At 34.8% G+C, this 15,360-nt stretch carries 15 protein-coding genes, 1 pseudogene and 1 riboswitch; of the genes and pseudogenes, 14 read left to right on the top strand and 2 right to left on the bottom strand.

Translation table 11 applies throughout. The features are described 5' to 3' along the window. Positions 1–3 precede the first annotated feature (3 nt). The 5 genes from CD31_RS19605 to CD31_RS19585 all read left to right on the top strand — a co-directional run bounded on the left by CD31_RS19605 (position 4) and on the right by CD31_RS19585 (position 4,187). The gene (locus CD31_RS19605) at positions 4–1,650 is read left to right on the top strand and encodes a glycerol-3-phosphate dehydrogenase/oxidase (protein ID WP_036080268.1); all 1,647 of its coding nucleotides are present in this window, start codon (positions 4–6) and stop codon (positions 1,648–1,650) included. Between the two features lie 3 nt (positions 1,651–1,653). After that, positions 1,654–2,571 (top strand): alpha/beta hydrolase, encoded by a 918-nt coding sequence (locus tag CD31_RS19600; RefSeq protein WP_036080266.1) that lies wholly within the window; start codon positions 1,654–1,656, stop codon positions 2,569–2,571. Continuing rightward, on the top strand, positions 2,558–3,460 hold the full coding sequence (miaA, locus tag CD31_RS19595; protein ID WP_036080264.1) for a tRNA (adenosine(37)-N6)-dimethylallyltransferase MiaA: 903 nt from the start codon (positions 2,558–2,560) through the stop codon (positions 3,458–3,460). Before CD31_RS19600 ends, miaA begins: the two co-directional genes overlap by 14 nt. 97 nt (positions 3,461–3,557) lie before the next feature. Further along, the gene (hfq, locus tag CD31_RS19590; protein WP_036080261.1) at positions 3,558–3,788 is read left to right on the top strand and encodes an RNA chaperone Hfq; all 231 of its coding nucleotides are present in this window, start codon (positions 3,558–3,560) and stop codon (positions 3,786–3,788) included. A 96-nt stretch (positions 3,789–3,884) separates the two neighbouring features. Beyond that, the gene (locus CD31_RS19585) at positions 3,885–4,187 is read left to right on the top strand and encodes a rhodanese-like domain-containing protein (RefSeq protein ID WP_036080258.1); all 303 of its coding nucleotides are present in this window, start codon (positions 3,885–3,887) and stop codon (positions 4,185–4,187) included. A gap of 200 nt (positions 4,188–4,387) precedes the next feature. On the opposite strand, the pseudogene CD31_RS19580 reads toward CD31_RS19585, so the two are convergent. Continuing rightward, a pseudogene (locus tag CD31_RS19580) lies at positions 4,388–4,582 on the bottom strand (response regulator transcription factor); the annotation flags it as partial. Positions 4,583–4,866: 284 nt separating this feature from the next. On the opposite strand from CD31_RS19580, the gene papA reads away from it, so the two are divergent. The 7 genes from papA to cobT all read left to right on the top strand — a co-directional run bounded on the left by papA (position 4,867) and on the right by cobT (position 12,461). Continuing rightward, positions 4,867–5,025 (top strand): freyrasin family ranthipeptide, encoded by a 159-nt coding sequence (gene papA / locus CD31_RS23375; RefSeq protein ID WP_156113266.1) that lies wholly within the window; start codon positions 4,867–4,869, stop codon positions 5,023–5,025. An 83-nt stretch (positions 5,026–5,108) separates the two neighbouring features. Continuing rightward, complete coding sequence (papB, locus tag CD31_RS19575; RefSeq protein ID WP_036080255.1) at positions 5,109–6,521, top strand: PapB family radical SAM/SPASM ranthipeptide maturase; 1,413 nt, start codon at positions 5,109–5,111, stop codon at positions 6,519–6,521. Beyond that, positions 6,505–7,368: an ATP-binding cassette domain-containing protein gene (locus CD31_RS19570; protein WP_036080252.1), complete on the top strand. Its 864-nt coding sequence runs from the start codon at positions 6,505–6,507 to the stop codon at positions 7,366–7,368. Before papB ends, CD31_RS19570 begins: the two co-directional genes overlap by 17 nt. Continuing rightward, on the top strand, positions 7,365–8,048 hold the full coding sequence (locus CD31_RS19565) for a hypothetical protein (RefSeq protein ID WP_036080249.1): 684 nt from the start codon (positions 7,365–7,367) through the stop codon (positions 8,046–8,048). Before CD31_RS19570 ends, CD31_RS19565 begins: the two co-directional genes overlap by 4 nt. 50 nt (positions 8,049–8,098) lie before the next feature. After that, the gene (locus CD31_RS19560) at positions 8,099–9,307 is read left to right on the top strand and encodes an ABC transporter A family member (protein ID WP_140423001.1); all 1,209 of its coding nucleotides are present in this window, start codon (positions 8,099–8,101) and stop codon (positions 9,305–9,307) included. Between the two features lie 39 nt (positions 9,308–9,346). Then, positions 9,347–11,041, top strand: a complete 1,695-nt coding sequence (locus tag CD31_RS19555; RefSeq protein ID WP_036080243.1) for an ABC transporter ATP-binding protein — start codon at positions 9,347–9,349, stop codon at positions 11,039–11,041. A 96-nt stretch (positions 11,042–11,137) separates the two neighbouring features. Then, positions 11,138–11,313: riboswitch (cobalamin riboswitch) on the top strand. A 92-nt stretch (positions 11,314–11,405) separates the two neighbouring features. After that, positions 11,406–12,461, top strand: a complete 1,056-nt coding sequence (gene cobT, locus CD31_RS19550; RefSeq protein ID WP_036080241.1) for a nicotinate-nucleotide--dimethylbenzimidazole phosphoribosyltransferase — start codon at positions 11,406–11,408, stop codon at positions 12,459–12,461. Between the two features lie 113 nt (positions 12,462–12,574). Here the strand turns inward: cobT and CD31_RS19545 are convergent, their stop codons facing one another. Then, a complete protein-coding gene (locus CD31_RS19545; protein WP_016991976.1) occupies positions 12,575–13,180 on the bottom strand; it encodes a trimeric intracellular cation channel family protein in 606 nt (201 codons plus the stop codon). A 340-nt stretch (positions 13,181–13,520) separates the two neighbouring features. Here CD31_RS19545 and CD31_RS19540 point away from each other — a divergent pair, with 340 nt between their 5' ends. Further along, positions 13,521–14,774 carry a methionine gamma-lyase family protein gene (locus CD31_RS19540; protein ID WP_036080239.1) on the top strand — a complete coding sequence of 418 codons (1,254 nt, stop codon included), beginning with the start codon at positions 13,521–13,523 and terminating at the stop codon, positions 14,772–14,774. Positions 14,775–14,928: 154 nt separating this feature from the next. Continuing rightward, a complete protein-coding gene (locus CD31_RS19535; protein ID WP_004225812.1) occupies positions 14,929–15,306 on the top strand; it encodes a MerR family transcriptional regulator in 378 nt (125 codons plus the stop codon). Positions 15,307–15,360 lie beyond the last annotated feature (54 nt).

The following is a 15,360-nucleotide window of genomic DNA, read 5'->3' as shown; positions in this document are numbered from 1 at the left end:
GGTATGTTTTCATTTGAGCAGCGACCAAAAATTATATATTATCTAGAGCACTATAGCTTTGACGTATTAGTCATTGGTGGTGGTATTACAGGTGCAGGAATTGCATTAGATGCCGCATCAAGAGGCCTTTCTGTCGCATTAATTGATATGCAGGATTTTTCAGCTGGTACGTCAAGTCGTTCAACCAAACTGATTCACGGCGGTCTACGTTATTTAAAGCAATTTGATGTGGGAGTTGTAGCAGAAGTAGGGAGAGAGCGTGAAATTGTTTATGATAATGCGGTACATGTCACAACGCCTGAAAAAATGCTATTACCTTTATATAAAAAGGGTTCACTCGGTCCGTTCACAACATCTATGGCTTTAAAGGTCTATGACCGCTTAGCAGGTGTCAAAAAACATGAACGTCGAACGATGTTAAACGCGCAGGAAACCCTGGCATTAGAGCCTTTACTCAATCAAGATGGCTTAGTTGGTGGTGGCTATTATGTAGAGTACCGTACAGATGATGCCCGTCTAACAATTGAAGTATTAAAAAAGGCTGCAGAATATGGAGCACTTTGCCTCAATTATGCGGAAATGACGGAATTTATCTACGAAAAGAAAAAGCTTGTTGGCATTAAAGTGAAGGATCATGTCACGGGGAGAATGCTGGATGTCCATGCTGCACAAATTGTGAATGCGACAGGCCCATGGGTTGATGACGTACGACAAAAAGATAAAGTAGCAGATAACAAGCAATTACGTCTAACAAAGGGCGTTCATATTGTCATCAAACAAAAGGATTTTCCACTAAAGCAAGCCGTTTATTTTGATATTGCTGATGGTCGCATGGCCTTTGCTATTCCACGAGATGGCAAAGCCTATGTAGGGACGACGGATACTGTCTTTGAGGGTAATCCTGTACACCCTGTGGCGACTCAGCAAGATGTGGATTATCTAATTGATGCTGCAAAAAAGGTCTTTCCAACAGCTACTATTACAAGAGACACAATAGAATCCTCTTGGGCAGGCGTAAGACCACTGATTTATGAAAAAGGCAAGGATCCATCAGAAATTTCAAGGAAAGATGAAATTTGGACAGCGCCAAGTGGTTTAATGACAATCGCTGGTGGCAAGCTTACGGGCTATCGCCAAATGGCTGAAACGATTGTCGATAAAATTGTGAAGGCCCGTCGTTACAAGCATGCAAGTGCCTGTTTAACACGTGAGCTAGCACTTTCCGGTGCAAAGGGAATTAACGCTATAAATTTCCCTGACTATATTGCCTATAAAGCACGAGAAGGCGTACAGTATGGCTTAAATTATGATGAAGCCAAGCAGCTTGTACAAAAGTATGGCACGAATGTAGATGCCTTATTTGATCGCGTGAAATTTTTACATGAACATGGTAGTACAATGCCTCTTGCCTTACATGCGATGCTACTGTATGGCATTGAGGCCGAAATGGTCTATACACCAAGCGACTTCTTTATTCGTCGAACTGGTTTATTATACTTCGATATTGAAGCAGTAAAGCTTTATAAACAGCAAGTGATTCAGGTGATGCAACAACGCTTGAATTATACGGAGGAGCAAAAAAATAGGTATATTGCTGAATTAGAGCAAGCCATTAACGATGCAACAAATTTTGTGAAAGAAGGGGAGTAAGGGATGGAGCGTTATATACAAATGTCGGATGAACAATTTGTCTTCACTCGAACATTGGAGCCTTCAACGCCATGTATTGGACATATTCACATTTTGCATGGCATGGCAGAGCACAGCGGTCGCTATTTAACATTTGCGAAAACACTCAACGCAGCAGGCTATGTTGTGACGATGCACGATCACCGCGGGCATGGTGAAACGGCAGCATATAATGGGACATTGGGCTTTTTTGCTGAAGAAAACGGCTTTGAGCGTGTTGTAAAAGATGCTCATGAAGTGATTACACAACTCCACGCACCATATCCTAATGTACCTTTTATTGTCTTTGGCCATAGTATGGGTTCTTTTATTACTAGACGCTATATCCAATTATACGGAGAGCAAGTAGACAATGTTATTCTCTGTGGCACTGGGAATGTGACAGCCTTGCATGCTGTAGGAAATCTAGTAGCCAAAGCTTTAGCTAAGGGACTAGGGAAAGAAACTGAAAGTAAGCTGTTAAATCAACTGAGCTTTGGTAGCTTTAATAAGCAATTTCCGAATCCAAAGACTGCCTATGATTGGTTATGTTCAGTACAACAAGAGGTGCAAAAGTATATAGACGATCCCTATTGTGGCTTCATTCCAACGAATCAATTTTTCGTTGATTTGACAACCGGCTTTGCTACGCTAAATCGTAAAAAAGAATTAGCAAAAGTAAGAAAAGATCTTCCTATTCTCTTGATAAGTGGCAGTAAAGATCCAGTCGGTGAACAGGGGCTAGGTGTTTATAAAGTTGCTGAGCAATTGGTAGCGGTAGGTGTAGAGGATGTAACGGTTTATTTATTCGAGGAAAAACGACATGAAATTTTAAATGAAGACAATCAAGAAGCAGTCTTTCAAGTTTTATTACGGTGGTTAGAAAAATATGATAGAAACTAAATTGCAGCAGGCAGAGGTCGTAGCAATAGTAGGACCGACTGCCTCTGGTAAAACGGCTTTAAGCATTGAACTGGCAAAAAAATATAACGGTGAAGTCATTAATGGTGACTCCATGCAAATTTATAAAGGGCTCGATATTGGGACAGCTAAAATTACTGAAGAAGAGATGGAGGGCGTTCCACATCATTTACTAAGCTTTTTAGAGCCGACAGAATCTTTTTCAGTAGCAGATTATCAAAAATTAGTACGTGCGAAGATCGCGGAAATTCAAGCTCGTCAAAAATTACCTATAATAGTAGGAGGCTCTGGCTTATATGTACAAGCTGTCCTCTATGATTTCCAATTTACTGATGAAAAAGTAGATGAAGAAGCACGTAAAGCCTATTATGAGGAATTAGCAAAGCTTGGCCCTGAGGCAATGCATGATAAATTAAAACAACTCGACCCTCAAACAGCGGAGACAATCCACCCAAACAATACACGACGTGTTATTCGTGCTTTAGAAATGCTGGAATTAAGTGGTGTATCGAAAGCAGCAGAAGCGCAAAATCGAGGGGAAATGCCTCTTTACAACCATGTTATTTTAGGTCTAGGTCAAAACATGTCCCGTGACGTGCTATATGACCGTATTAATCGTCGGGTTGATTTAATGATGGAAAATGGTCTTCTGCAAGAGGTGAAGGGATTATGGCAGCAAAATATCCGAGGTGTGCAATCTATACAAGCTATTGGGTACAAGGAATTGTATGATTATTTAGATGGCAAATGTACCTTAGAGGAAGCCATTGATAGCTTAAAACAAAATTCCCGTCGCTATGCAAAAAGACAACTTACTTATTTCCGCAATAAAATGGATGTTCATTTTATTACGCCAGATGACCGATTATAAGAATAAAGAAAAATTTCTAAAAATTACTAATTGATAAATTGGTAGAACGTGCTACTATAGGAATGAAGAGGTAGAAAGTTAGTAGGGAGGCTATTTGATGAAATCAATCAATTTGCAAGATACGTTCTTGAACCAACTACGTAAAAACAGTGTTTTTGTAACTGTATTTCTATTAAACGGATTTCAGTTAAAAGGGACCGTGAAATCATATGATAATTTTACAGTATTACTATTAGATGCTGAAAATAAGCAGCACCTAATCTACAAGCATGCCATTTCTACATTCGTTCCAGCAAAACAAATAGAGTTTTTAGAGACAGACGTATAAAAAGATTGTAAAACAGTTAGTGTTCTCCACACTGGCTGTTTTTTTTGCTACAAGCTATAATGATAGTGGAATTTGATATTTTGGAGGACGAAGTTAATGAAAACAATGGAAACAACAGAATTATTAGATCTTTTAGATGCAAATGAGGACCTATATATTATCGATGTTCGTGAAGAGGATGAAGTAGCACATGGTATGATCCCAGGCGCTCAGCATATTGCACTTGGAACAATCCCTGAACGTTTAGAGGAATTAGATATAGAAAAGCCATATATTATTGTATGTAAGGCTGGAGCTCGTTCTGCCAATGCGTGTGCTTACTTAGAAGCACAAGGATTTGATGTAACCAACCTTGAAGGCGGCATGCTGGCTTATGATGGAGAATTAGAATTTAAATAAAGTGTGAGTAAAAAAGAAAGAGTTCCTTATCTTGGAATGACAACTTCCAACTCGATTAAAATTAATAGACCAGACATATTATACACATAAATATGTTTGGTCTATTTTTTTGTTTTGTTCGTTCTTAACTAACAGAGCAGTTTAATGGAGTGTCATATAAAGGGATTTCTCCAAAATTAAATCTTTCATGAGTTGAAAATTTATTTGATACTTAGTAAGCCTAGTTTAATAGCTGTTACAACAGCACCTAAACGAGTTTCAGCATTTAATTTGCGAATAATAGAAGATATATGATATTCCACTGTTCTCCTACTCATACCTAATTCTAAACTAATCTCATTATTGGTTTTGTCCTCAGCAATACGCTCTAAAATCTCATATTCTTTAGGTGTTAACTTTATCATATGTAATACTCCCCCCTATTTATTTTCAGAAGATATCGTATCAACAAATTCCATTTTATTCTATATTCTGGATAAAAAATACCGTTTAATCAAATGTAAAAAGTGACAATTTTTCAAAATAATAATTAAAATTTCACTATGATTGCGGAAAATACGGATACCTCATTTGAGAAATTTTGTTAAATTTGAACTACAAAACAAATTAATATTTACATATTAGTACCTAATAATTAATTGTTTTGTTGTAGTTATAAGCGGTTTGAGGAGGTGAAAAAATGCTCAAGAGAATTAATCATGGTTTTAATAGTGCTAGTTCTAGATCTAAATGGTGTGTTTTTTGTGATGCAAAAGATTATTGCAATAAGTGTGATGCTATGGATTGGGGATGTGCTGGAGGCTGGGAAACTTGTTTTAGAAAAGATACAGACGGTTAAAACAAGTGCTTAATTTTTTATTTTGCAATGTAGAGTAAAATCATTATTTACTCTACATTGTATCAAAGAAATGGAGGGTATTTATGATTGAATCTATGGAGAAAAAAATTAAAGTATCAAGTTTTAAAGAGTTAGAAGTTAATCATAAAAAATATATTTATGTACCGAATACTAATGGTTTATTTGAAATAGATGATATTGTTTATTCTATTTTATCAAGTGACAACAAAAGCATAGTGGAAGTTTTTAATCAATTAAAAGAAAAAATAGCTGAAAATGAATTTAATAATATTATTCAATCACTAATAGAAAATAGGATTATCAATGATACTACTGAAAGTAATGCTGTTAACGAAGAAAATGTTAAAAACATAAGTGCACTCACATTAATGATGGTGCAAGAATGTAATTTACGATGTAAATATTGTTACGCTGGTGACGGAGAATATAACGAAAAAGGCAGAATGTCTATAATGACAGCAAAATCAGCAATTGACTATTTGCTAGAACAGTCAGGTGATCGTGATGATCTATCCATTGTATTTTTTGGGGGTGAACCTTTATTAAATTTTCCAGTAATTAAGCAAGTAGTAGAATATGCAAATCACAAAGTAAAATTACATAATAAAAAAATAGGCTTTAGTATGACATGTAATGGAACGCTAATAAATAAAGAAATCACAAAATTTATTTTAGACAATAACATCGCTGTTCAAGTAAGTGTTGATGGGACTAAAAGCGAGCATGACATAAATCGCTTTTATGGAAATAAAAAGGGAAGTTATGATGTTATTTTAAACAGAACAAAAGAATTAAGGGAGCAAAAACAATTAGGAGTTAGGGCAACCATTACTCCGAATAATGTTGATTTGGTAAATATATATGAGCATTTATTCGATTTGAATTTTAGAAGTATATATGCTGCCCCAGCTATGCAGATGTTTACAGAAGATCAATTCATTGAATTGTCTAAAAGTTATAATGAATTAATTTATTATTTCGAGTATTTAGTTAATAGAAGAGAATATTCTAAAGCAGTCAAACTCAATAATATAATGAAGAATTTAGAACGTATTCATATTGGACACGAATCAACATATTTTTGTGGTGCAGAGGTTAATTTTTTAGCAGTTGATATTAATGGTGATTTATATCCTTGTCATCGTTTTGTCAATAATAAAGAGTATAAACAAGGAAATATTTTTGAAGGAACCTATTCAATTGCTAGGTCAAAATTTTTAGAAGAAGCACATGTTTCAAATAGATTAAATTGTAACAAATGCTGGGCAAAAAATTTATGTGGGGGTGGGTGTCACCATGAAAATTTAGAATCAACAGGTAAAGTAACGACACCACCTTTACATTATTGCATTTTAACACAAAAGCAATTAGAAGCTACCTTGCATTTATATTTACGTTTATCAGATGAACAAAGAGAATTATTATTAGAAAAGAAAAATACAAGAGAGTTTGTTAAAAATGGAAATCAAAATTAAAAATTTAACAAAAATTTATAAAAATATAAAGGTACTAGATAATGTCTCCTTAGAAATTCATAATGGTGTATTTGGTTTATTAGGGGAAAACGGAGCAGGAAAAACAACATTGATGGAAATAATCTCTACATTACTTCCATTTGATGACGGAGAAATTGAAGTTGCAGGGCTAAATGTAAAAAAAGAACCACTTAAGGTTTGTGAAATATTGGGTTATCTCCCCCAGAAGTTTGATTTTTTTCCAAAGGTTACTTTAGAAGAGTCATTTGATTATTTATGTAAATTAAAAGGAATGAATAATAGCGAAAGCCGAAAACAGGAAATAAACTTAAGACTTCAAGAGGTGGGGCTATTAAGCGAACAAAAAAAATATATTCAAGAACTTTCGGGTGGTATGAAACAAAGATTTGGCATTGCTCAAGCTTTAATTGGTAATCCCAAAATAATACTCATTGATGAACCAACAGTAGGTTTAGACCCTCATGAGCGCATTTCCTTTCGAAATTTAATTACTCGGATTAGTCGAGATAAAATCATTCTGCTTTCAACACATATTGTACAGGATATTGCTTCTACATGTAAAAATTTGATGGTGCTACAAAAAGGAAAAGTGAATTACTTCGGTAGTACAATAGACCTTATTAATAAAGTTCGAGGGAAGGTATGGCTTTATAATATTTTAGATGATGAAATACCTCATGTGGATTTATTTGTATCTTTACAAGATAAAGGCAGCAGTATTGAGATTCGTTACATTGCAGATAATCCGTTACAAGGAAGTATATCGACAGAGCCTACTTTAGAGGATGCATATATTTATATAAATAGAAAAGAGTTAACCGTATGAGAGAATTACCTTTTTTAATAAACTTTGAATTAAAAAGACTCATAAAGAGTAGAGCTATTTCCGTCTTTCTTATACTTATAATGTTGGTTCTTCCAATTATAATGAATAACTTAGATACTCAGGAAACGATTATTGAGAAATGGTATGGAACACTTCAGTTACAAATGGTATTTTTACTTATTTTAATACCGAGTATGGTTTCATATGTTTGGAAAGGGTATCTTCAATCATTTGAAAGAGCAGTCATCCTACTAAAATTGACAAATAGAGCGATGTATATAGTTGGAAAAATCGTAGCAGTTCTTCTTTTTGTTTCAGTTTATCTATTTTTCTTCTATGTAATTTTTTTTATTTTTTATGCAAATAAAATTCCTATTAGCATTTTATTAATTACATTGTTTCAAGTCTTCCTTTCTATTTTCTACAGCATTACCTTTAGCTTTTTCATTTCCTTTTATTTGAAACGTACTGTATATCTACACATTTTACTAATAGTATATTTGGTATTCAGTATTTATTTAAATTCTCCTTATTTTTCTATATGGTTTAATCCTGATTATCTACAACATCAAATGACTGATCTGCTATTTAATGTAAAGAGAGGTATTTTTCTAAGTATTGGCATACTATTTATGTTTGGAAATGTGTTGCTATTTAAAAGAAGGGTGAATGACAAATGAGAGATATCTTTTTATTTTGGTCGAAAGTGGTCTTACGAAGTGATTATTTGTTGACTTATTATGCTATCGTCATTCTATTATGTATCTCTCAGTACTTCTTTACAGTCAGTGATGCGCAAGCATTGATTCCTTTATATGGGATTTTCTCAAGTGTATTAACGATTCAAATTATAACTTTGCATCAAAGATATCATGTAGAGAAAATTTTAATGATTTCCCCAATATCAAATGGAAAGCTTTTATTATGGCAATGGGTTTTTAGCTTTATTCTGACCACCCCTGCCATTATGTTATTAGTTGGTTTTGTAAAGTTTGTATATGTAGAGACACCAATATATAAAATTCTACTTATCGTTTTTGTTTTTCAGCTATTTACTATATCCATTCCATTTTTAATGGCAACAATTTTTAAAAATCAAGCCGTGTCTATAATTTTAATTGTCATCATTTATTTTTTACTAATGTTAATGCATGGTTATAGACTAGAATCGATTCAATATATAGCTCCTACTCTTAACTTTATGTATCCAGATTTCATTCATTATTTAAATGTTATAGGTGTTTTATCCATTTGTTTGTGTTCTATATCGTGCGCGATTTTATTCAGCAGGAGGGCCACAAATAAAACGGAAAAGTGGGTTGCTGGAATTATGACCAGTATGATGCTTTTCGTTCTATTAAGCTTACATTTTTATAATGGATATAAAGAAGAGGAGCTGTTAAATAAACCTTATCAAAATTATCAATATAACGGGCTAACTGTCCAATATAAAGGTGTGAGTATAGAAAAAGTGGAGAATTATGCGAATGTTTATAAAGACATTACTCAAATAATGGAGAGCTTCGGTGTCAACAACATTCCGTATCACACGCTGAAAGTAACGAGAGTTTTTAGCCTTCCAGATAACAATAGTTTAGAAAATATTATTAGTAGTTCTGGCGACATCATTGAAATACGCCCGTATTCTAATAAATTTTTTGAATTTAATTATGGCTATAATATTACGGAAGACATGATAAATATATTAATGGGCGAACAGTGGGAAACCAAGGAACAAACTAATTGCTATGAGGTTTTAAAAAGAACGATCGAGCAAAAGGTTATATACACCAACAAAAGCATGCTCTTTAGTGAGGCGAAAAAGAAGTCAGTAGAAAACTTGCTCATTAGTAATGAAAAAGATCCTTATATGGAAAAGTTTCTACATATATTACAGGAAGAGCCGAAAAATGCTTATCTGTATATCAAAAGGTTATAAGAAAACCTTAACTAAATCAGGGAGATAGAGTATTATTTCATGAAAATATTAGGTGAGGTATTTAAGTATACAAAGCCATACAAAGCAAAATTATTTCAAGTAAATATTTTGATGGGTATTTCAATGATTTTAAGTATAGTACACCCCCTTTTATTTGGTAAATTTATTGATTCTATAACAGTAAAAGATCTCAATTCAGCATTCCTCATTATAGTGTTTATGGCTTTTTTGTTTCTGTTTAATTTATTTTTTAAAGTAATCCAAAAATATTATTTAACGAAATTTGCTTGCTATCTACAAATGGATATTAAATTAAAGATAATAAAAAGAATTATGGCTATGGACATGGATGAGTATCAATTAAAAGCAAAAGGTGAACTGATGAATAAAATAGAAAATGATACAAAGGCATTTTCTGAAGTAGTATCAGAGTTTTTAAATATTGTTGTAGACTTTATCAGTATAATAATTGTGTTAATAATATTGATCAATCTAAATTTTATTTTAGCTAGTATTTTATTCATAGCTTGTCCTTTAGCACTTATCATTTTTAAATATTATGGAAAAAAAATAAGGATGATGGATACTGCCATCAAAAAAGATTTAGATTCTTATTTAACCTATCTGGGAGAATTACTGTCATCATTTAAATTATTTAAGATATTTAATAATGAGATAAACGCCATAGATAACTATCAAAAGAAAATTACCTTATTATACAAAAATACTCTTGATAAAATGCGTTTAAGCATAAAATCAGGATCAATAATAGAATTAATAAACTTTACAAGTTATTTGATTATCCTTATTATAGGTGCCTACTTTATTTATAAAGGAAGCCTCACTTTAGGAGTATTAATAGCATTCACAACCTATGCCAATAACTTTAGTCAGTCATTTTTAAGATTTTCCCAACTAAATTCATTTTTACAAGAAGCAATTGTGTCTGTAAATAGAGTGAAAAACTTAATGGAAGACAATAAATATCAGCTAAGGAAATTAGAAGTACCAGACTATGTAAATTCATCGCATCATTTTAATAAAGATAAAATAGTATTACGGAATGTAAGCTTTACCTATACTAATGCATTTTCTCCAGTTTTAGAAAATATAAATTTCCAAATACCTTTGAAGAAAATTGTATTGATTAAGGGAGAAAGCGGATCAGGTAAATCGACATTATTGAATATATTATCAGGTTTATACATTAATTATCAGGGTGAAATATTTCTATCCAATCAGAATATTAGATATATTCCTATTGATGTTTATAGAAAAAGGGTATGTTTGGTAACGCAAGAGCATTTTATAATGACAGGGACAATAAGGGAAAATTTGTTATTAGCAAAGCCGAATGCAACAGACGAAGAATTAATTCAAATTTGTAAAATGGTTAACATTTATTCACATATAGAAACGTTAGACTATAAATTTGAAACGCTTATAGGGCATAATGGGCTTGAATTATCTACTGGGCAACAGCAAAGACTTTCAATAGCAAGATCGCTTCTAAGAGATGCGGATATCTATTTGTTTGACGAGATTACTTCTGCGCTTGATAAAGACAACCAAATAAATATAGAATCATTACTTTTATATTTAAATAAAGAAAAACAAAAGACTGTTATATTGGTTACTCATCACCCTGCTTTAATAAATGAAGCAGATAAAATATTTGAAGTTGATAGGAATCAGGTGAACGAGAGGGATTCATTTGTTGTGACAGGTTCTTGATAAGCCTATATTGTTTGAATAGGTGGTGGTACTAAGTTAACACTCAAAAAATTTTTATCTATTGACACTAAAAAAGTTGTAAAGTAGATTTAACATAATTACATAAAAGCAATAGGTGCCCACTAGGGAGAATAGGGAATAAAGTGAAAAGCTTTAGCGGACCCGCCACTGTATAAGGAAGTTTCATAGTGTATGCCACTAGCGAATTGCTGGGAAGGTACTATGAGATGTTGAACTTGAGCCAGGAGACCTGCCTACTTGCTTTAGAAGATATAGATGATGGAAAAGTCTGTAGTTTATTTGTTATGACAATAAACTACAGACTTTTTATTTTGTCTTAATGAGAACGAGAGGAGAAATAATTATGCCATTATTACAAGACACGATTGAAAACATTCAAGGGGTTGATATGAAAGGTATGGAGCAAGCTAGAAAGCGGATTGATGCGCTTTGTAAGCCCCCAGGTAGCTTGGGTAAACTAGAATCACTTGCCGTACAGCTCTCTGGTATAACAGGACAATTATATCCGACGGTTGACAAAAAGGTGATGATTGTTTGTGCTGCAGATCATGGTGTATGTGAGGAAGGTGTAACCACGAATCCGCAAGATGTTACAGTCTTTCAAACATTAAATTTTCCTAAGGGGGGGACAGGCGTTTGTGCGATTGCGGGCATTACCAATGCAAAGGTGGTCACAGTAGATGTTGGGGTAAAAGCAGATATTCCACTTGATGCTGGTGTTATTATTCATAAAATTAAATACGGTACAGATAACATGGCACAAGGTCCAGCTATGTCCAAACAAGAAGCCATTCAATCGATAGAAGTAGGAATCCGTGTGGCCACTGAGGAAATCATACAAGGTGCTGATGTACTAGGTACAGGGGAAATGGGTATTGGCAATACAACACCAAGTGCTGCGATATTAGCTGTTCTGACTGGATGTGACCCTATAGAAGTAACAGGGTTTGGGGCAGGAGTTGGCCAAGGAGGCATTGCCTATAAAGCGGCGATTATTGAAAAAGCAATTACCTTAAATAAGCCTAATCCAAAAGATGCTATTGATGTTCTGGCTAAGGTAGGAGGATTAGAGATAGGGGCGATGACAGGTATTATTCTTGGGGCTGCAGTTCATCGTAAACCAGTGGTTATTGATGGATTTATTTCGACTATAGCTGCCCTCATTGCTTATAAGCTCGAACCAAAAGTAATCGATTATATTGTTCCTTCCCATGCATCAGAGGAGCCAGGGGCAAAAATTGCCGCTGCATTACTAGGTATTGAACCGATGTTGCACATGAATATGCGTTTAGGCGAAGGTTCTGGAGCAGCCTTAGCCTTTCCTATTTTAGATGCAGCTTGTTCAATGATGAAAAACATGGTGACATTAGAAGAAGCAATGCAGTTGTTAAAAAGATAAGCTAAGTTAATGTCTTCTTCAATCATATAAGGAATGAAACCCATAAAAGATTATTATTAGCCAAAAAATAAAACAGCCAATGACTTAATTTTTGGTCATTGGCTGAATAGTATTTATGCACGATTTAACTTACGTAATGGCAAGCGCCACTTCATCGTATAGGAAAGAATACGTAACGCAGTAATTACCGCGAATAAAATATAAAGGAAAATGTCCCCTGTAAAAACCTCGAAGCCGATTAGTAGTCCAGCAAGAGCTGCCCAAACACCATAAACTTCATCACGGAGAACTAATGGTTTTCTTCTAGCTAATAAATCACGCACAATGCCACCACCTGAACCTGTTAACACAGCAGCTACAACCACAGCACTAACAGGCATATCCAGCTTGACAGCATAAAGTGCGCCTTGAATAGCGAACGCTGATAAGCCAATCGCATCTGTGAAGTTACCCCAACGATGCCAATGTTGAATCAGATGATGCGGAAAAATAAAAAATATCGTAATCGCAGCCAGCGCGATTTGAAACATCATATCCTGTCCCCATAGGGTTGTGACAGGTAGCCCGATGAGTAAATTTCGAATGGCTCCTCCACCAAAAGCAGTGACAATACCAAGTATATATACACCAAATAAATCGTATTCTTCTTCCATGGCAATAATTGCCCCAGAAATAGCAAAGGCAATTGTTCCTATGATACTAAAAACCTCCCAAGCCATCCCTTTCACCCCTTCTATCAATAAATAAACTTTTTTAAAGTTAAAAGACTATTTTACGTAACAGAATCTATGAATTTAATAGCCAAAAACGGTCATTAAATACGCTTCTCGAAATAAGTCCGCACATTAGCTTAGCGTAAAATGCTCTTAGAAACAATAGGCAAGTTTTACAGGTGCACATACAAATTGATAAAATGTGATTAAAATAAAGAAAACATTCGTCAAAAGCGTTCATATACCAGTAGTTGGTTAGGTAATTCTAGAGTGATTGAAGTCAATTTAGATAGTCAATAAATGTTACTGATTGAAATGCGAGACATTGTGAAATGGAGAAGAAAGAATGACGTTTACATCAAATTTATCAATACAAACGCTATCGTTAGCGGCAAAAATTGAGGAGCAAGTTCGGCCTTATCATGCCAAGGTAGAAGAAATGGCGTTTTATAATCAGCAGAAGGTGCTAGCAGCGTTCAGAAAGCATCAAGTAAGTGATTATCATTTACATCCATCAAACGGCTATGGCTATGATGATGAGGGACGGGATAATCTAGAGCGTGTTTATGCAGAAGTATTTGGTGCAGAGGCAGCCATAGTTCGACCACAAATTATTTCAGGCACACATGCAATCACGCTTAGTCTATTCGGTGTTTTGCGTCCTGGTGATGAGCTGCTTTATATTTCTGGTCAGCCATATGATACATTGCAATCCATTGTCGATGGTGGTGATAAAGATACAGGTTCACTGAAGGATTATAAAATCGGTTATCAACATGTGGATTTGCTAGATAATCAGGCCATTGATTGGGCAGGTGTTGAAGCAGCCATTACAGCACAAACCAAAATGATTGCGATTCAACGTTCAAAAGGCTATGCAACACGTCCATCCTTTACAATTGAAGAAATTGCTACTATGTGTGCAAAGGTACGTAAATTGGCTCCAGAAGCTGTTATTTTTGTAGATAACTGCTATGGCGAGTTCGTAGAGGCACAGGAACCTACAGAGGTCGGTGCTGATTTAATGGCAGGCTCGCTCATTAAAAATCCTGGCGGAGGCTTGGCTAAAATTGGGGGCTATATTGCTGGCCGAGCAGATCTAGTGGAGAAATGTGCCTATCGCATGACTTCTCCAGGTATTGGTGCCGAAGCGGGAGCCACATTAAATACACTAGGTGACTTTTATCAAGGGTTTTTCCTGGCACCACATGTAGTATCGCAAGCATTAAAAGGTGCAATTTTTACAGCTGCAATGTTAGAGGAAATCGGTATGAGCACTTCTCCGAGCTATCATGCGAAGCGTACAGATTTAATTCAATCAGTATCTTTTCAAACAGCACAGCAAATGATAGCCTTTTGTCGCGAAATACAAGCGAACTCACCGATAAATGCCCATTATGCTCCTGAACCAGCCTATATGCCAGGCTATGAAGATGATGTCATCATGGCGGCTGGAACATTTATTCAAGGGTCCAGCATTGAGCTGACAGCGGATGGCCCAATACGACCACCCTATACAGCCTTTATCCAGGGCGGACTAACATATGAACACGTTAAATTTGCTATTTGCAGTGCAGTTCAAGCTATTCAAAAATCATAATAAGACAATAGATAAAGCCTAAATATGAATAGTTTTTTACAATTTTCACTCGGATTGAAAAAAATAGTACCAACCATGTTAGGTTACCTTACATGGTTGGTTGACAGTAAAAAAATTTCGTTATATGATAAGCGGGTATTGGAGGAGGACTTAAATGAGTCGTGAAATTAGACGAACTATGCCGTTATTATCGATGAGTATTGTGATGCAATTAACAGAGCTTTCGGCAAGACAAATTCGTTATTATGAAGAACACCATTTAATTGAGCCGCACCGAACAGAAGGCAATCGACGTATGTTTTCACTAAATGATGTCGATACATTGCTTGAGGTTAAAGACTACTTAGAACAGGGTATGAATATGGCGAAGATTAAAAAAATATTTGCTAAAAAGAAAAATCCTGTTGCTACAACTGATGAACAAGATTTAAGTGATTCAGAATTACGCCAAATTATGCGCGAAGAAATGCGTCAAGCACAGCGCATGCAAAAATCATCCATCCGACGTGGGGATTTATCTCGATTCTATTAATAAATAGGGTAGGGTAAACATAAAAGCTAGACAAATTATAGGAGTGTGGAAAAC

Origin of the sequence: Lysinibacillus boronitolerans JCM 21713 = 10a = NBRC 103108 (assembly GCF_000772935.1) — a bacterium.
GTDB lineage: Bacteria > Bacillota > Bacilli > Bacillales_A > Planococcaceae > Lysinibacillus > Lysinibacillus boronitolerans.
The sequence above is the reverse complement of the archived record's forward strand: the minus strand, read 5'-3'. Positions and strand labels throughout refer to the sequence as shown.

What these genes read in the sequence shown, in the direction of transcription:
- CD31_RS19565 (WP_036080249.1), top strand. Translation starts at nt 7,365, where the DNA reads ATGAGAGAATTACCTTTTTTAATAAACTTTGAATTAAAAAGACTCATA.
- cobT (WP_036080241.1), top strand. Translation starts at nt 11,406, where the DNA reads ATGCCATTATTACAAGACACGATTGAAAACATTCAAGGGGTTGATATG.
- CD31_RS19540 (WP_036080239.1), top strand. Translation starts at nt 13,521, where the DNA reads ATGACGTTTACATCAAATTTATCAATACAAACGCTATCGTTAGCGGCA.
- papA (WP_156113266.1), top strand. Translation starts at nt 4,867, where the DNA reads ATGCTCAAGAGAATTAATCATGGTTTTAATAGTGCTAGTTCTAGATCT.
- CD31_RS19555 (WP_036080243.1), top strand. Translation starts at nt 9,347, where the DNA reads ATGAAAATATTAGGTGAGGTATTTAAGTATACAAAGCCATACAAAGCA.
- miaA (WP_036080264.1), top strand. Translation starts at nt 2,558, where the DNA reads ATGATAGAAACTAAATTGCAGCAGGCAGAGGTCGTAGCAATAGTAGGA.
- CD31_RS19605 (WP_036080268.1), top strand. Translation starts at nt 4, where the DNA reads ATGTTTTCATTTGAGCAGCGACCAAAAATTATATATTATCTAGAGCAC.
- CD31_RS19570 (WP_036080252.1), top strand. Translation starts at nt 6,505, where the DNA reads ATGGAAATCAAAATTAAAAATTTAACAAAAATTTATAAAAATATAAAG.
- papB (WP_036080255.1), top strand. Translation starts at nt 5,109, where the DNA reads ATGATTGAATCTATGGAGAAAAAAATTAAAGTATCAAGTTTTAAAGAG.
- hfq (WP_036080261.1), top strand. Translation starts at nt 3,558, where the DNA reads ATGAAATCAATCAATTTGCAAGATACGTTCTTGAACCAACTACGTAAA.
- CD31_RS19545 (WP_016991976.1), bottom strand. Translation starts at nt 13,180, where the DNA reads ATGGCTTGGGAGGTTTTTAGTATCATAGGAACAATTGCCTTTGCTATT.
- CD31_RS19535 (WP_004225812.1), top strand. Translation starts at nt 14,929, where the DNA reads ATGAGTCGTGAAATTAGACGAACTATGCCGTTATTATCGATGAGTATT.
- CD31_RS19600 (WP_036080266.1), top strand. Translation starts at nt 1,654, where the DNA reads ATGGAGCGTTATATACAAATGTCGGATGAACAATTTGTCTTCACTCGA.
- CD31_RS19585 (WP_036080258.1), top strand. Translation starts at nt 3,885, where the DNA reads ATGAAAACAATGGAAACAACAGAATTATTAGATCTTTTAGATGCAAAT.